This is a genomic window from Sphaerisporangium sp. NPDC005289 (genome assembly GCF_040607455.1).
In the GTDB taxonomy this organism is placed as follows: domain Bacteria; phylum Actinomycetota; class Actinomycetes; order Streptosporangiales; family Streptosporangiaceae; genus Sphaerisporangium; species Sphaerisporangium rhizosphaerae.
In genome coordinates this window covers 215,088-230,135 of record NZ_JBEXGS010000004.1, presented here as the reverse complement: position 1 = coordinate 230,135, position 15,048 = coordinate 215,088, and the positions used below count along the sequence as shown (strand labels likewise).

Sequence of the window (15,048 nt, the reverse complement as noted above, 5' to 3'; positions counted from 1 at the left end):
CGGACCGCATCCGGCCCGCACCACCCGCGTCACCGAAGACCGACACACCACCCGATCCCCGACCTACAGGACAGGAGAGCCGCCTTGACGTCGATCGGCCTTGCCGTGATCGGTGCGGGCTACTGGGGCCCCAACCTGGTGCGCAACGCGATGGCGACCCCGGAGCTGCGCCTTGAGTGGCTGTGCGACCTGGACGAGGACCGCGCCAGGGCGGTGCTCGGCCGCTACACCACCGTGCGGCCCACCTCCTCGGTCGAGCAGGTGCTCAAGGACCCGGACGTGCGGGCCGTGGCCATCGCCACCCCGGCGCGCACGCACTTCGACCTGGTGCGCGCCGCCCTGGAGGCCGGCAAGCACGTCTTGGTCGAAAAGCCCCTGACGCCGACCTACGAGGAGGGCGCCGAACTGGTGGCCCTGGCCGAGGAGCGGGGGCGGGTGCTCATGCTCGACCACACCTTCTGCTACACGCCCGTGGTGCGCCGCATCCGCGACCTGGTTGCCTCCGGCGAGCTGGGCGAGGTGCAGTTCGTCGACTCGGTGCGCATCAACCTCGGCCTGGTGCAGCCGGACGTGGACGTGCTGTGGGACCTGGCGCCGCACGACCTGTCCATCCTGGACTTCGTGCTCCCCGAGGGCGTGGCCCCGGTCGCGGTGGCGGCGCACACCTCCGACCCGATCGGGGCGGGCCGGCCGTGCCTGGCGTACCTGACCCTGTGGCTGTCGTCGGGGGCCATCGCCCACGTCCACGTCAACTGGCTCAGCCCCACCAAGATCCGCACCACCGTGATCGGCGGCTCGCGCCGCACCATCGTGTGGGACGACGTCAACCCCGCCCAGCGCCTGTCGGTGTACGACCGGGGGGTGGACCTGGCCGCGGCGGGCGAGGACGAGCGCCGGGCGGCCCTGATCTCCTATCGCACCGGTGACGTCGTCGTACCCGCCCTGCCCGAGCGCGAGGCGCTGCGCGGGGTGATGGCGGAGTTCGCGGCGTCCATCGCCGAGGGCCGGGCCCCGCTCACCGACGGCAGGTCGGGACTGCGCGTGCTCGCGCTCCTGGAAGCGGCGGGGCGAAGCATCCAAAATGACGGCAGACGAATCGACCTTGGGGGAACCACTCGATGATCTCGGCACTTGAGAACAGCCGCTGCCTGGTGACCGGGGGCGCGGGCACGATCGGCTCGACCGTCGTGGACCAGCTCCTCGCCGCCGGCGCCGGCGAGGTGGTCGTGCTGGACAACTTCGTCCGCGGGCGCCGCGCCAACCTGGCCGCCGCCGAGGCCGCGGCCGGAGACTCCCGCCGGCTGCGCGTCGTCGAGGGGGACATCCGCGACACCGCGCTCGTGCGCTCGCTCACCGAGGGCATGGACGTGGTGTTCCACCTGGCCGCCATCCGCATCACCCAGTGCGCCGAGGAGCCGCGCCTGGCCCTGCAGGTGCTGGTGGACGGCACCTACGAGGTCGTCGAGGCCGCCGCCGACGCCGGCGTGCGCAAGGTCGTCGCCTCCTCCTCGGCCTCGGTGTACGGCCTGGCCACCGAGTTCCCGACCCGCGAGGACCACCACCCCTACGCCAACGACACCCTGTACGGCGCGGCCAAGACCTTCAACGAGGGGCTGCTGCGCAGCTTCCACGCGATGCGCGGCCTGGACTACGTGGCCCTGCGGTACTTCAACGTCTACGGCCCCCGCATGGACATCCACGGGCTCTACACCGAGGTGCTGATCCGCTGGATGGAGCGCATCGAGGCCGGCCGGCCGCCGCTGATCCTCGGCGACGGCCTGGCCACCATGGACTTCGTCTACACCGAGGACATCGCCCGCGCCAACCTGCTCGCCGCGTCGGGCGAGGTCACCGACGAGGTCTTCAACATCGCCAGCGCCACCGAGACCAGCCTGCGCGGGCTCGCCGAGGCGCTGATGGCCGTCATGGACGCGAGCGACCTCGGGCTGGAGTTCGGCCCGGCCCGCGCCGTCAACGGCGTCACCCGGCGCCTGGCCGACGTCGGCGCGGCGGCCGAGCGGCTCGGCTGGAAGGCCGAGGTGGACCTCGAAGAGGGCCTGCGCCGGCTGGTCGCCTGGTGGCGCGCCGAGAAGGCCCGGTGAGCGACCTGCTGGTCTACGGCGCGGGCACCCGGTACGACGGGGTGAGCGGCACCGACCGGCACATGGCCGACCGGCTGAGCGCGTTCACCGACGTGCTGTACGTCGACCCGCCGCGGCCGGTCCGTTCCGGGCTCCGCGACCCCGAGACCGGGCAGGCCGGGCACGTGCTGCGGAGCGTCCACGCCGGCCTGTGGCGGCTCAGCCCGGTCGCGCCGCCCGCGGCCTACCGCAGGGGCGTCGAGCGGATCACCGCGACGATGGCCCGCCGTGCCGTGCGCGCCGCCGCCCGCAGGGTGGGCGGCGCCGTGACGGCGGTGGTCGTGGCCGGGACGACCGACCTGCTGGACCTCGCGCCGCGGGCGCGCACGGTGCGGTACCTCACCGACGACCTGGTGGCGGGCGCCTCGCTGATCCGGATGTCGGCCGCCCGGCTGTCGGCGGCCGAGCGGCGGATGACCTCGCGGGCGGACGCGGTCGCCGTCGTCTCTCCCGACCTGGTGGAGCGGCTCGGCCGGGAGGGGCGCACGGCGGCACTGGTGCCGAACGGGTGCGACGTGTCGGCCTACCGGGACATCGACCAGGCCGCTCTGCCCGCGGACCTGCCGGCCGAGCTGGCCGCGACGCCGGCCGCCGGGTTCGTCGGGCACATCAACGCCCGCATCGACATCGCCCTGCTGGAGGCCGTCGCGGCCACCGGGGCGCCGCTGGTGCTGGTCGGCCCCCGGTCCGGCGACTACGAGCCCGAGCGGTGGCCGCGGCTGCTCGCCCGCCCCAACGTGCACTGGGTGGGACGCAAGCCGTACGAGGAACTGCCGTCCTACCTGCGGGTCATGGACGTCGGCCTCACGCCCTACGCCGACAGCGCCTTCAACCGGGCGAGCTTCCCGCTGAAGACGCTGGAGTACCTGGCGGCGGGCCGGGCCGCGGTCTCGACCGACCTGCCCGCCACCGCCTGGCTCTCGGCCGGGCCGCTGATCGCGGTCGCGCGGACCCCGGCGGACTTCGCCGCCGCCGTGACGGCCGAGCTCGGCACCCCCCGCACGCCCGCGCTCGCCGAGGCGCGGCGGGCGTTCGCGGCACGGCACGACTGGAACCAGAGGGTCCGCCTGCTGGCGGATCTTCTCGGCCTTGAGATCAGGGAGGTGGCCGGGCGATGATCCCGGTGATGCGGCCGTGGTTCGGCCCGGAGGAGCAAGCCGCCGTCGGCGAGGTCATCGCCTCCGGCTGGGTCGCGCAGGGGCCGAGGGTGGCCGAGTTCGAGCGCGCGTTCGCCGCGAGCGTCGAGGCCGGGCACGGGGTGGCGGCCTCCTCGTGCACCACCGCGCTGCACCTGGCCCTGGTGCTCGCGGGCGTCGGCCCCGGGGACGAGGTGGTCGTCCCCTCGCTGTCGTTCATCGCGACGGCCAACGTCGTGCGGTACGTCGGGGCCACTCCGGTGTTCGCCGACATCGACCCGGCGACCGGCAACCTCACCGCCAAGACCATCGACGCCGCCCGCACCCCCCGCACCCGCGCGGTGATCATCGTGCACCAGGGCGGCGTGCCGGCCGACGTCGACGACATCCGCCTGGTGCACGAAGGGCTCGCACTCATCGAGGACGCCGCCTGCGCCGCCGGGTCGTTCTACCGCGACCGGCCGGTCGGCGCCGGCGCGAGCGTCGCCGCCTGGTCCTTCCACCCCCGCAAGCTGCTCACCACCGGCGAGGGCGGGATGCTGACCACCGACGACCCCGAGTGGTCCGCCCGCGCGCGGCGGCTGCGCGAGCACGGCATGAGCGTCAGCGCGGCCGACCGGCACGCCAGCGGCTCCACCGCGCCTGAGGAGTACACCGAGGTCGGCTTCAACTACCGGATGACCGACCTGCAGGCGGCGGTCGGCCTGGTGCAGCTGCGCAGGCTCCCCGAGCTCGTCGCGCGCCGGCGGGCGCTGGCGGGCCGCTACCAGGAGCTGCTGGCCGGCATCCCCGGCCTCACCACCGCCGGCGACACCGACCACGGCCGCACCAACTACCAGTCGTTCTGGATCGCCCTGCCGGCCGGCTTCCCGATGAGCAGGAACGACCTGCTGGGCTTCCTCGCCGAACGGGGCGTCTCCGCCCGGCGCGGCATCATGGCCGCCCACCTGGAACCCGCCTACGCGGACGTCCCGGCCGCCGAGCTGCCGCACACCGAGTGGCTCACCGCCAACTCGCTGATCCTCCCGCTGTTCCACGCCATGACCGAGGCCGAGCAGGACCAGGTCGTCGAGGCCCTGCACGCCGCCGCGCGAACCTGACCTCTCGCCCCCAGGGGAGCCCTCCCGTCCAGGGGGCCTCCCCTGGGGGCGTCCCGCGTACCGCCACCTTCGAGGAGACCGACCCGGTGACCTCCCACCCCATGGAGACCTGACCGTGCGCATTCTGGTGTACCCGCACGCCATGGAGGTCGGCGGCAGCCAGCTCAACGCCGTCGAGCTCGCCGCCGCCGTCCAGAGGCTGGGCCACGAGGTCAGCGTGATCGGCGAACCCGGCCCGCTGGTCGCCCACCTCGCCGACGCGGGCCTGCCGCACCTGCCGCTGGACCCCGGACGGCGCAGGCCCTCCCCCGCGACCGCGCGGATGCTGCGCGACCTGGCCGTCCGGCGCGGCATCCACGTGATCCACGGCTACGAGTGGCCGCCGGGCGTCGAGGCGTTCTACGCGAGCCTGCGCGGCCCCTCCGCGGCGGTCTGCACGATCATGTCGATGTCGGTCGCCCCGTTCCTGCCGCCCTCGCTGCCGCTGGTGGTCGGCACCCGGGAGATCCAGGAGCGGGCCGCGCCCGGACGCCGCCACGTCCACCTCATCGAGCCGCCGGTCGACGTGCACGCCAACGCCCCCGGGCACCCGGCGGCGGAGTTCCGCCGCGCCTTCGACCTGCCGGAGGGGCCGCTGGACATCGTGGTCGTGGGACGCCTGGTCGCCGAGCTGAAACTCGAGGGCCTGCTCACCGCGATCGACGTCGTCGGCCGGCTCGCCGCCGAGCTGGACCTGCGGCTCGTCATCGTCGGCGACGGTCCCGCCAGGGCCGAGGTGGAGGAGCGCGCCGCCGCCGCCAACGCCGCCGCCGACCGCCGCGCCGTCGTCCTGACCGGCCAGCTCCTCGACCCCCGCCCCGCGTACGCGGCGGCGGAGGTGTGCCTGGCCATGGGCGGCTCGGCGCTGCGCTCGCTGGCCTTCGCCAAGCCGCTCATCGTTCAGGGCGAGCTGGGGTTCTTCGAGCTGCTCACCCCCGAGAGCGAGAAGACCTTCCTCGGCCAGGGGTGGTACGGCCTCGGCGCGGGCCGCGAGGAGGGCGCGCCACGCCTGGAGGCCATCCTGCGCCGCCTGCACGCCGGCCCCGGCCTGCGGCACGAGCTGGGCGAGTACGGCAGGCGCCTGGTCGTGGAACGCTTCAGCCTGGAGCGCGCGGCGCGCGTCCAGATGGAGATCTACGAGCAGGCGGTCACCGAGCGCCCGGCCGCGCTGGACGCCGTCGGCACCGCCGCCGGCGTGCTGGGCCACAAGCTGCGCCGCCGCTACGCCCGCCTGCGCGGCACCGAGGCCCGCGACGACTTCAACGCCGTCGCCCGGAGCAGGCCGTGACCGCCCCGGAGGTCGACGCGCCGTCGCTCGGCAGCCGGGCGGGCAGGGCGCTGGGCTGGAGCCTGCTCAGCACGATCGCGGCGCGGCTCGGGACGCTGGCCATCGGCATCACGCTGGCCCGGGTGCTCGGGCCGGCCGAGTTCGGCACGTTCGCGGTCGCGCTGGTCGCGTTGCTCGCCATGCTGAGCATCAACGAGCTCGGCGTGAGCCTCGCCATCGTCCGCTGGCCGGGCGACCCGCGGTCCATCGTCCCGACCGTGGCGACGATGTCGGCCGGGTTCAGCGTGCTCGTCTGCGGCGCGTTCGTCGCGGCGGCGCCCGCGTTCGCCGCGGTGATGGGCAACCCGGCCGCCACCGGCCCGGTGCGGGTGCTGGCCCTCAGCGTCGTCACCAACGGGCTGGTGTCCACCTCGGCGGCGCTGATGCAGCGCGAGTTCATGCAGGGGCGCAAGATGATCGCCGACCAGGTGGACAACTGGCTCGGCGCGCTGATCTCCCTCGCGCTCGCCCTGCTCGGCTGGGGGGCGATGAGCCTGGCGGTCGGCCGGGTCTGCGGCTCGCTCGCGGGCGGCGCCCTGCTGGTCTCCTTCGCGCCCCAGCGGCTGCGGTTCGGCTTCGACCGTGAGGTGGCCCGCCGGCTCGTCCGGTTCGGACTGCCGCTGGCCGGTGCGTCCCTGCTGGTCTTCGCGGTGGGCTACGCCGACCAGATCGTCGTCGGCCACGTGCTCGGCTCCACCGCGCTCGGCTTCTACGTGCTCGCGATCAACCTGTCCGGGTGGCCGGTCGCGGTGTTCTCCCAGCCGGTGCGCGCGGTCGCGCCCGCCGCGTTCGCCCGGCTCCAGCACGACCGGCCCACGCTGAGCCGCTCGTTCGTCACGGTCGCCGCCCTGCTGGTCGGGCTGACGCTGCCCATGTGCCTGCTGCTGAGCGGCGCGGCTCCCGCGATCATCCGGTTCGTGTACGGGGACCAGTGGGGGCCGGCCGCCGTCGCGCTCGCCGGGCTCGGCGTGCTCGCCGGGCTGCGGATCTTCTTCGAGCTGGTCTACGACTACCTGGTCGTCCTGGAACGCTCGCGCGCCGTGCTCGCCGTCCAGGGGCTGTGGCTGGCCGTGCTGGTGCCCGCGATGTGGCTCGGCGTCACCCAGGGCGGGCTGCGCGGGGCCGCCGTCGCGCTGGTCGCCGTGGCCGGCCTGGTGGTGCTGCCCGCCTACCTGTGGATGCTCGGCCGGGCCGGCGTCCGGGCGGCGGACCTGGCGCGCAGCCTGTGGCCCGCCGTGCTGGCGGCGCTCGCCGTCGGCGCCTTCGCCGTGGGCGCCGGGCGGGTCATCGTCCCCGATTTCGGCGTCCTCGCGGCGTCCGGCACGGCGGGCGTGCTCGTCGTCGGCCTGTACGGCTACCGCAGGCGCCGGGTGCTCGCCGACCTCAAGCGGGCCGCGTGAGCCCGTATCGCGACCAAGGAGACCGCATGACACTCCCTTCCCTGCCGGCGGCGCGTCCCCGGGAGGCCGCGTGACGCCGCTGCTGATCGTGGGCGCCGGAGGGTTCGCCCGCGAGACCGCGCAGCTCGTCCACGCCGTCAACGACGTCTCCCCGACGTGGGAGCTGCTCGGGCACCTGGACGACGACCCGGCCAAGCACGGCGCCGTCGTGGACGGGGTGCCGGTGCTCGGCGGCTCCGACCTGGCGGTGAAGCGGGAGGGCGCCCAGGTCGTGGTCTGCACCGGAAGCCCCCGCGACCACACCAGCCGGGCCCGCATCGTCGCCCGTCTCGGCCTGCCGCCCGCCCGGTACGCCACGCTCGTCCATCCCGCGGCGAGCGTGTCCCGCACCTCCACCATCGGCCCGGGAACTGTCGTGCTGGCGCAGACCGTGCTGACCGCCGCCGTCACGCTGGGAGCGCACGTCAGCGTGATGCCGCACGTGACCTTGACGCACGACGACGTGGTGGAGGACTTCGCCACGCTCGCCGCCGGCGCGCGGCTGGCCGGCGCCGTCCGCGTCGGCGCCGGCGCCTACGTCGGCTCGGGCGCGCTGGTCCGGGAGACCTTGACGATCGGGCCCTACGCCCTGGTCGGCATGGGGTCGGTCGTGACCCGCGACGTCCCCGCCCGCGAGGTCTGGGCCGGCGTGCCGGCCCGCTACTTGCGCCCCTCCACCGTCCCCGTCCCTCCCTTTCCCTCTCCTGGAGCACTGACATGATCCCGTTCGTCGATCTGCGCGCGGCCCACGCCGAGGTGGCCGAGGAGGTGCGCCAGGGCTTCGACCGGGTGCTCGCGACCACGGCGTTCGTGCAGGGCCCGGACGTCGCGGCGTTCGAGCAGGAGTACGCCGCCTTCTCCGGCGTGCCGCACTGCGTGGGCGTGGGCAACGGCACCGACGCCGTCGAGCTGGCGCTGCGCGCGAGTGACCTGCCGCCCGGCGCCGGGGCCGTGCTGCCCGCCAACACCTTCGTCGCCACGGCCGAGGCCGTCGTCCGGGCCGGCCTGCGGCCGGTGCTGGCCGACTGCGACGAGGAGTTCCTGCTGCTGGACCCGGCGTCGGCCGCCACGGCCGCCGGGACCGGCACGGCGGCGGTGCTGCCGGTCCATCTGTACGGCCAGCAGGCGCCGATGGCGGCCGTCCACGAGCTGGCCGCGCGCCACGGGCTCGCGGTGGTGGAGGACGCCGCGCAGTCTCAGGGCTCCGAGCAGGCCGGGCGTCCCCCGGTCGGCCTGGCCGCGACCAGCTTCTACGCGGGCAAGAACCTCGGCGCGTACGGCGAGGCCGGGGCGGTGCTGGCCTCCTCGGCCGAGACGGCCCGCGCGGTCCGCCTGCTCGCCAACCACGGCAGCGAGGTGAAGTACCGGCACGAGACGCTCGGCTTCAACTCGCGCCTGGACACCCTCCAGGCGGTCGTGCTGCGGGCCAAGCTCGCGCGCCTGGCCCGGTGGAACGAGCTGCGCCGCGCCGCCGCCGACCGGTACGCGGACCTGCTGTCCGGCATCGACGGCGTGCGGGTGCCGCGCACCGCCCCGGGCAACGTGCACGTGTGGCACCTGTACGTGATCCGCGTGCCCGAGCGCGACCGGGTGCTCGCCGGGCTCCAGGAGGCCGGGGTGCAGGCCCAGATCCACTACCCGGTGCCCGTGCACCTGCAGCCCGCCTTCAGTGATCTCGGCCACGGCCCGGGCGACTTCCCGATCGCCGAGAAGGCCGCCGCCGAGATCCTGTCGCTGCCCATGCACCCCCACCTGACCGCCGACCAGCAGGAGCGCGTCGCCGAGGCCCTGGACAAGGTCCTGCGGCAACTGTGACGCCCGGCCGGGCGCGATCAGGCAACCTCGCGGCGCCCGGCCGTTCGCGATCAGGCGAGCTCGCGGCGCCCGGCCCGGTGGCGATCAGTCGCCGAGCTCCTCGAACAAGGTGAGCTGCAGCCCGGCGGGGGCCCGCAGCCGGGCGTTCAGCGAGTTCCACGGCGTACGCGTGGGCGGTGCGAGGATCTCGGCTCCGGCGCCGGCGAGCTCGGCGGCGGCGCCGGCCGCGTCCGCCACCTCGAAGGCGACCCTGATCGGCCCGGCGACCCGATGCCCGACCTCCACGCGGTCGATGAACTCCGCCTGCCGGGAGTCGATGATCTCCAGGGTCGCCCGTCCCGCGTCCAGCAGCCGCACCCTGCCGTCCGGCGAGGAGAAATCGGCGAGCTCGGGCAGGCCCAGCACGTCGCGGTAGAACCGCAGCGCCTCCTCGTAGTCCTCGGCGGTGACGACCAGGCGAAGCTCGCGAACGCTCATGGCCGCCCATCCTACGATCACGCCGAAGGCCGCCACCAGGCGAAGGGGGACGGCGCCGACGCCCTCCGGCGGCTGTCAGGGGCGGCGCGCGGCGGGCAGGATGGGGCCATGGCGTGGATCGAGGACATCGTCGTCGACTGCCGCCACCCGGCCTCGGTCGCGCGCTTCTGGACGGCCGTCCTAGACGGGTACGCGGTGGCCTCCTACGACGAGGCCGAGCTGGAACGGCTGAGGAACAAGGGGATCATGTCCCCGGAGGATGACCCGACGGTGCTGATGGAGCCGGGCCCGGGGGGCGGGCCGCGCTTCTTCTTCGTGCTCGTTCCCGAGCCCAAGACGGTCAAGAACCGCCTCCACCTCGACCTGGCGTGCGACGACCTGGACGCCGAGGTGCGGCGGCTGACCGCCCTCGGCGCCCGCGTGCTTCACACCCGCGGCGACTGGGTCACCCTGGCCGACCCGGAGGGCAACGAGTTCTGCCTGCGGCCCTCCACCTGGACGCCGCCGCCCTGACGGACCGGTTCCAGCGCTTCGCGGAGGCGAGGCCGGGGAGACGCTCGAGCGGATCGCGGCGGAGGAGAGTGCGGTGACGCTACGTCCGACCTCGTGGACCGGCCCGCCCGTGGTCACGGTGACGGCTCGAGGTCGAGCACTGCTCTGCCACTCTGGATGTCGATCGGCACCGAGACCTGGTCGTGTGCGATCAGCCAGTCACCGTCGATCTTCCGGAAGCCGTACGTGACCCTGACCCACATGCCGCTCGTCGCCGCCCCGTCCTTCAGCGTGCCGCTGAGGCGAGCGAAGGCGTGCCCGAACGCCACGTCATCGCCCACGGCGAGCGTCAGGTCGCGAACCTCGTAAGTCACACTCTCGAAGACCAGGAACACGTTCGCCCAGTTCTTGAGTTTCGCCTCCAGCCCCACATGCTGGAGCGGCGGCTCGACGTCGAAGGACACGACGTCCTTGGCGTAAGGCCGCTTCAGGCCCTCGAGATCCTTGGCTCGGAGCCCCTCGACGATCTTGTGGACCTGCCGGCGAATCTCGGCTTCGTCTACCTCGCGTTGCGTAGACATCGCTACCCGCACCTTTCCTTCGGGGAGAATCCTGCCTTCTGGCACACGCGACTCTATGGCTTACAGGTTATCTTGACTAAGATCAATATTGTTATGGCGTTATGCATACGGAGGCAAGATGGAACTGAACTCGCTCAAGCAGTTCCTGGTGGTGGCGCGGCTGGAGCACCTCAGCCGGGCAGCCGACGAGCTTCACATCGCCCAGCCGTCGCTGAGCCGTACGATCGCCCGGCTGGAGAGCGAACTGGGCATACCGCTGTTCGATCGCAGCGGCCGACTCCGGCTGAACGACACGGGCAGGCTCTTCCGCGATCACGTCGAACGCGCCCTCGGAGAGCTCGACGCGGGACGACGCGCCGTCGCCGAGGCCGCCGGCGAGGGCTTGGGCACCGTGAGGCTGGCGTCGGAGACCTTCCTCACGCTGACCGGGCCACTGGCGGCCTACAAGCGAGCCCATCCCGCCATCGAGATCGAGCTCCACTGGTCACCAGCCGATGACATGGCCCGCCACCTGCGGGCCCAAGAAGTCGATCTGTGTGTCGCCTCGCAGCCGATCCATGCCGACGGCCTTGAGTCCGTGCGGCTGTTCGACGAGGCGGTCGGGGTGGGCACGCCACTCGATCACCCGCTGGCGGGCCGTACGTCCGTGAGCATCGACGAGCTCGCCGACCAGCCCTTCATCACCGCCCGCAAAGGGCACTGGCTACGCGGACTGCTCGATCGGCTCTTCGCCGCACGAGACCTCACCCCGAAGATCGTCTGCGAGACCGACGAGCACAGCGCCATCGCGGACCTGATCGTCGCGGGACTCGGCATTGGTCTGGTCCCCTCCGTCGCCCGCCGCTCGGCCGGTGGCAGCGCCGCGCATCCGCCCGCCGCGTGGATCGGCGTCGACAGCCCCGACTGCCGTCGTACGGTCACCCTCTACTGGGGGGCCGGCAGCCACCTGTCCACCGCCGCCCGACTGATGCGCACCACGATCACCAACTGGGACTGGGGCGTCGGCGAACTCCAGGAGAAGCGCTGACACGAACCGCTCAGCACGAACTCGAGGTCCATCATGCGTCCACGGTCATAACTCCATAGCAATATTAATCTTGGACAGGATAACCACCAGGCCATAGCGTCGGGGTTCGTTCATATAGGGAGATCACAGTGAGGAGGATCCCTCATGGTCACCAGCAGCCTGGGGTCCGCTGCCGCGCCCCGGACAATGCCGGCCGGGTGGATTCTCCGGGCCGTTGTCACCGCGCACGTGGCGGCGGTCGCCGGCCAGCCGGTGTTCGCCGGGGTGTATCTGACCGGTGACTTCGACAGCCTGCGCCTACACGCGGTCGGCGCCGACGTGGTCACCTCCATCGGTTACCTGCAGGTGATCCTGGCGATCATCGTATGGGTCCGGCTGCGTCAGGCCTGGCCGTTCCTGCCCACGGTGGCGGTGGTGGCGGCCGAGACGGTGCAGTACTTCGCCGGCGTGGACGGCGCGTTATGGCTGCACATCCCGCTGGGGGTGATGATCGTCGCCGCGCTCGTCGTGCAGTTCATCGCGGTCTGGCGCCTGCCCCTGCCGCGGTGTCCGCGTGCGCGGGGGGAGGCCCGCGATGCGTGAGCACGACGAGGACCGGTCCGGCCGTGCCCAGGGCCTGTCCAGACGCCGGGCGCTGAGCATCGGCGGGGCGCTCGGGCTGGTGGCGGTCACCGGGCTGTCGACCGCGGCCGCGCTGGCCCGCCGCCCGTCGATCACCGGTGCCGAGTTGCGCAGCGCTGTGCCGCTGCCGCCCGCGTTCCAGGTGCCACTGCCGCTCCCCGCCGTGCTGGCGCCGGTCAGCACCTCGGGTGGCGCCGACCGCTACGAGATCACCCAGCGCGAAGCGAGTGCGGAGATCCTGCCCGGCGTCAAGACGCCGCTGTGGACGTATGAGGGCGCCTTCCCCGGGCCGACGATCGAGTCGCGCCGCGGCCGGCCCATCACCGTGACGCACCGCAACGAACTGCCCGTGCCCACTGTCATGCACCTGCACGGCGGACACACGCCGGCGGCCTCCGATGGGTACCCGACCGACCTCGTCCTGCCCGAAGGCCGGCACGACGCCGCCATGCCCGCCGGGCATGGCTCCGGGCACGGCATGGACGATCCGCGGGCCGTGGTGACCCATCTGACGCGGGACCACTACTTCCCGCTGGACCAGCGGCCGACGCTGCTGTGGTACCACGACCACCGGATGGGCTTCACCGCCCCCGCGATCTGGCGGGGCCTGGCCGGTCTGCACATCGTCCGCGACGACGCGGAAGACGATCTCGGCCTGCCCGCGGGGCGCCGCGAGCTGCCTCTCATGATCACCGATCGTGCGTTCGGCGCCGACGGCGGCCTCGCCTATCCCGCCCTCGACCCCACCTTGCGGGAGCGGCCGGGCGTGCGCGAACCCTATCTCGCGGGCGTCCTCGGCGACGTGATCCTGGTGAACGGCGCCCCGTGGCCCGTACACGAGGTGGACACGGCCCGCCACCGGCTACGCGTCCTCAACGCCTCCAACGCCCGGCACTACGAACTCGAAGCGGTCGCCGATGACGGTCGCAGGCTCGACCTCGTCCAGATCGGCGCCGACCAGGGACTGCTCGCAGCGCCGGTCACCCACCGACTGCTGCCGATCGCACCCGCCGAACGCTACGACGTGATCATCGACTTCTCCGGTGTCCCGGCCGGCGGCCGCGTCCGACTCCTCAACCGGCTCGGCGTGGGCCGCACCCGCGACGTGATGGCCTTCCAGGTCGCACGCCACGCCACCGACGACAGTCGCATCCCCCGCACCCTCTCGGACGATCTGCCGGCCTGGCGACGGTCGGACGCCGTCAGGGTGCGCGACTTCTCCTTCCGCACCGGGCGGATGGACGGCGATCACGGATGGCTGATCGGCGGCCTGCCGTTCGACCCCGCCCGCACCGATGTCACCGTCCGTCTCGGCGACGTCGAAGTGTGGCGGCTGGTCGCCGACGTCCACCATCCCGTCCACTTGCATCTGGTCGGCTTCCGGATGCTGTCGCGCGGCGGCCGCGCGCCGCTGCCACACGACGCGGGCCTGAAGGACACCGTCTCCCTACGGCCGGGCGAAGCGGTGGAGATCATCACCCGTTTCGACGGCTACCGCGGCCGCTACCTGTTCCACTGCCACAACGCCGAGCACGAGGACATGGGGATGATGGCCAACCTCGAGATCATCTAGGAGAACGACGGCGTCCTCGTCGAGAGCACCCCTGATCAGCGCGACGGCCGACGGGCAGGCGCGGCCGTCGGCCGGCGCCTTCGGGGGATCACCGCGGGCTCCAGAGCCCCACGGGGCCGGGCTCCGGAGCCCGGCGGCGGCCGATTCCAGAGCCCGGCGAGGACCGATTCCAGCGCTCCGGCGCAGGTGGGTTCCAGTGCTCGGCGGAGGTCGGTTCTGTCGCTCGGCGGAGGTCGGTTCTATCGCTTCGTGGAGGCGAGGCCGGGCGGGGCGGCGGCCAGGGTCTTGTGGATGGCCTCCACCAGGGCCAGCGCCGACTCCTCGGTGAGCTCGACGGCCACCCGAGCCGACGGGCCCTCCGAGGGATTGGTGAAGTCGATGTTCACGGTGTGCTCGTGGGTGGCGTGGTAGGGGTGGTCGACGTAGACCGCGCCCTGGCTGACGGTGAACCAGCCGGTGGCGCCCTTGCCCGCGCCGTCGAGCTCGAAGTTCTCGGTGAGGTAGGTGCACATGGCGGGCTCCTGTCAGGCGGCGAGGTGACGGCCGTAGAAGGCGAAGATCTTCTTCCAGCCCTCGACCGCGGCGACGGGGCGGTAGGCGGCACGGTCGGTGGAGAAGAACCCGTGCCCGGCGTCGGGGAAGATGTGGAACTCGTGCTCCTTGCCCAGCTTGTCCAGCTCGGCCTCGATCACACCGACCTCGGAGGGCGCGGGGTAGGAGTCCTGCTCGCCGAACAACCCCAGCAGCGGGCACGAGAGGTCGGCGGCCCTGGACAGCAGCGAGCGCGCCTTGAGCGGGAAGTCCGCGGGCGGGTCGGCGGCCACGAACGCGCCGTAGCAGTCGACGGCGGCGTCGATCGGGAGGGAGCAGGCGGCCAGGAACGACTGGCGGCCGCCCGAGCAGTACCCGATCACGCCGATCTTGCCGTTGGCGTGGTCGAGGGAGTTGAGGTACGCCGCGGCCCCGGCGACGTCGCCGACGAGCTGCTCGTCCGGCACGCCGCCCTTGGCCCGCGCGGCGGCGGCCTGGTCGTCAGGGCTGACGCCGGCGCCCTCCCGTGAGTACAAATTCGGGCACACCGCCGCGTATCCGCCGGCGGCGAACCTGCGGACGATCTCCTTGGTGCCCTCGTCGTAGCCGGGCATGTGGTGGATCACGACCACCCCGCCCCGGGGCCGGTCACCGAGCGGCCGGGCGAGGTAGGCCTCCAGTTCGGCCTGCTCGTGTCCTGTGAAGCCCACCGTGCCGGCCCATATCGCGTCGCTCATCAGACTTGCCTC

The 15,048-nt window shown here is 73.1% G+C and carries 16 protein-coding genes; 12 read left to right on the top strand and 4 right to left on the bottom strand.

Features of this window, described 5'->3' with window-relative positions; genetic code table 11:
- Positions 1 to 84: 84 nt before the first annotated feature.
- From ABZT47_RS09495 to ABZT47_RS09460, 8 genes are all read left to right on the top strand, one after another.
- Complete coding sequence (locus ABZT47_RS09495; RefSeq protein ID WP_354838051.1) at positions 85 to 1,122, top strand: Gfo/Idh/MocA family oxidoreductase; 1,038 nt, start codon at positions 85 to 87, stop codon at positions 1,120 to 1,122.
- Complete coding sequence (locus ABZT47_RS09490; RefSeq protein ID WP_354838049.1) at positions 1,119 to 2,102, top strand: NAD-dependent epimerase/dehydratase family protein; 984 nt, start codon at positions 1,119 to 1,121, stop codon at positions 2,100 to 2,102. The genes ABZT47_RS09495 and ABZT47_RS09490 overlap by 4 nt, the downstream gene beginning before the upstream one ends.
- Positions 2,099 to 3,259 (top strand): glycosyltransferase, encoded by a 1,161-nt coding sequence (locus tag ABZT47_RS09485; RefSeq protein WP_354838047.1) that lies wholly within the window; start codon positions 2,099 to 2,101, stop codon positions 3,257 to 3,259. Before ABZT47_RS09490 ends, ABZT47_RS09485 begins: the two co-directional genes overlap by 4 nt.
- The gene (locus ABZT47_RS09480; RefSeq protein ID WP_354838045.1) at positions 3,256 to 4,377 is read left to right on the top strand and encodes a DegT/DnrJ/EryC1/StrS family aminotransferase; all 1,122 of its coding nucleotides are present in this window, start codon (positions 3,256 to 3,258) and stop codon (positions 4,375 to 4,377) included. Before ABZT47_RS09485 ends, ABZT47_RS09480 begins: the two co-directional genes overlap by 4 nt.
- Positions 4,378 to 4,492: 115 nt before the next feature.
- Positions 4,493 to 5,704, top strand: coding sequence for a glycosyltransferase (locus tag ABZT47_RS09475; RefSeq protein ID WP_354838043.1), 1,212 nt, complete (start codon positions 4,493 to 4,495; stop codon positions 5,702 to 5,704).
- Positions 5,701 to 7,143, top strand: a complete 1,443-nt coding sequence (locus ABZT47_RS09470) for an oligosaccharide flippase family protein (protein WP_354838041.1) — start codon at positions 5,701 to 5,703, stop codon at positions 7,141 to 7,143. The genes ABZT47_RS09475 and ABZT47_RS09470 overlap by 4 nt, the downstream gene beginning before the upstream one ends.
- A gap of 70 nt (positions 7,144 to 7,213) precedes the next feature.
- A complete protein-coding gene (locus tag ABZT47_RS09465; protein ID WP_354838039.1) occupies positions 7,214 to 7,903 on the top strand; it encodes a NeuD/PglB/VioB family sugar acetyltransferase in 690 nt (229 codons plus the stop codon).
- Entirely contained in the window at positions 7,900 to 8,997 is a 1,098-nt protein-coding gene (locus ABZT47_RS09460) for a DegT/DnrJ/EryC1/StrS family aminotransferase (protein ID WP_354838037.1), read from the top strand. Before ABZT47_RS09465 ends, ABZT47_RS09460 begins: the two co-directional genes overlap by 4 nt.
- An 84-nt stretch (positions 8,998 to 9,081) precedes the next feature.
- On the opposite strand, the gene ABZT47_RS09455 is transcribed toward ABZT47_RS09460, so the two are convergent.
- Positions 9,082 to 9,474, bottom strand: a complete 393-nt coding sequence (locus ABZT47_RS09455) for a VOC family protein (protein ID WP_354838035.1) — start codon at positions 9,472 to 9,474, stop codon at positions 9,082 to 9,084.
- Positions 9,475 to 9,582: 108 nt separating this feature from the next.
- Here ABZT47_RS09455 and ABZT47_RS09450 point away from each other — a divergent pair, with 108 nt between their 5' ends.
- Entirely contained in the window at positions 9,583 to 9,987 is a 405-nt protein-coding gene (locus ABZT47_RS09450) for a VOC family protein (protein WP_354838033.1), read from the top strand.
- Between the two features lie 113 nt (positions 9,988 to 10,100).
- Here the strand turns inward: ABZT47_RS09450 and ABZT47_RS09445 are convergent, their stop codons facing one another.
- On the bottom strand, positions 10,101 to 10,547 hold the full coding sequence (locus tag ABZT47_RS09445; protein WP_354838031.1) for a nuclear transport factor 2 family protein: 447 nt from the start codon (positions 10,545 to 10,547) through the stop codon (positions 10,101 to 10,103).
- A 118-nt stretch (positions 10,548 to 10,665) separates the two neighbouring features.
- Here ABZT47_RS09445 and ABZT47_RS09440 point away from each other — a divergent pair, with 118 nt between their 5' ends.
- The 3 genes from ABZT47_RS09440 (at position 10,666) to ABZT47_RS09430 (ending at position 13,768) form a co-directional block, all read left to right on the top strand.
- Positions 10,666 to 11,574, top strand: a complete 909-nt coding sequence (locus tag ABZT47_RS09440; protein ID WP_354838029.1) for a LysR substrate-binding domain-containing protein — start codon at positions 10,666 to 10,668, stop codon at positions 11,572 to 11,574.
- A gap of 144 nt (positions 11,575 to 11,718) precedes the next feature.
- Complete coding sequence (locus ABZT47_RS09435; protein WP_354838027.1) at positions 11,719 to 12,156, top strand: hypothetical protein; 438 nt, start codon at positions 11,719 to 11,721, stop codon at positions 12,154 to 12,156.
- Positions 12,149 to 13,768, top strand: a complete 1,620-nt coding sequence (locus ABZT47_RS09430) for a multicopper oxidase domain-containing protein (RefSeq protein WP_354838025.1) — start codon at positions 12,149 to 12,151, stop codon at positions 13,766 to 13,768. Before ABZT47_RS09435 ends, ABZT47_RS09430 begins: the two co-directional genes overlap by 8 nt.
- A 239-nt stretch (positions 13,769 to 14,007) precedes the next feature.
- Here ABZT47_RS09430 and ABZT47_RS09425 read toward each other — a convergent pair whose 3' ends face one another.
- Positions 14,008 to 14,280, bottom strand: a complete 273-nt coding sequence (locus ABZT47_RS09425; protein WP_354838023.1) for a DUF6295 family protein — start codon at positions 14,278 to 14,280, stop codon at positions 14,008 to 14,010.
- 12 nt (positions 14,281 to 14,292) lie between these two features.
- Positions 14,293 to 15,036 (bottom strand): dienelactone hydrolase family protein, encoded by a 744-nt coding sequence (locus tag ABZT47_RS09420; protein ID WP_354838021.1) that lies wholly within the window; start codon positions 15,034 to 15,036, stop codon positions 14,293 to 14,295.
- Between the last annotated feature and the right edge of the window lie 12 nt (positions 15,037 to 15,048).

What these genes read in the sequence shown, in the direction of transcription:
- ABZT47_RS09490 (WP_354838049.1), top strand. Translation starts at nt 1,119, where the DNA reads ATGATCTCGGCACTTGAGAACAGCCGCTGCCTGGTGACCGGGGGCGCG.
- ABZT47_RS09480 (WP_354838045.1), top strand. Translation starts at nt 3,256, where the DNA reads ATGATCCCGGTGATGCGGCCGTGGTTCGGCCCGGAGGAGCAAGCCGCC.
- ABZT47_RS09460 (WP_354838037.1), top strand. Translation starts at nt 7,900, where the DNA reads ATGATCCCGTTCGTCGATCTGCGCGCGGCCCACGCCGAGGTGGCCGAG.
- ABZT47_RS09455 (WP_354838035.1), bottom strand. Translation starts at nt 9,474, where the DNA reads ATGAGCGTTCGCGAGCTTCGCCTGGTCGTCACCGCCGAGGACTACGAG.
- ABZT47_RS09450 (WP_354838033.1), top strand. Translation starts at nt 9,583, where the DNA reads ATGGCGTGGATCGAGGACATCGTCGTCGACTGCCGCCACCCGGCCTCG.
- ABZT47_RS09445 (WP_354838031.1), bottom strand. Translation starts at nt 10,547, where the DNA reads ATGTCTACGCAACGCGAGGTAGACGAAGCCGAGATTCGCCGGCAGGTC.
- ABZT47_RS09440 (WP_354838029.1), top strand. Translation starts at nt 10,666, where the DNA reads ATGGAACTGAACTCGCTCAAGCAGTTCCTGGTGGTGGCGCGGCTGGAG.
- ABZT47_RS09435 (WP_354838027.1), top strand. Translation starts at nt 11,719, where the DNA reads ATGGTCACCAGCAGCCTGGGGTCCGCTGCCGCGCCCCGGACAATGCCG.
- ABZT47_RS09430 (WP_354838025.1), top strand. Translation starts at nt 12,149, where the DNA reads ATGCGTGAGCACGACGAGGACCGGTCCGGCCGTGCCCAGGGCCTGTCC.
- ABZT47_RS09425 (WP_354838023.1), bottom strand. Translation starts at nt 14,280, where the DNA reads ATGTGCACCTACCTCACCGAGAACTTCGAGCTCGACGGCGCGGGCAAG.
- ABZT47_RS09420 (WP_354838021.1), bottom strand. Translation starts at nt 15,036, where the DNA reads ATGAGCGACGCGATATGGGCCGGCACGGTGGGCTTCACAGGACACGAG.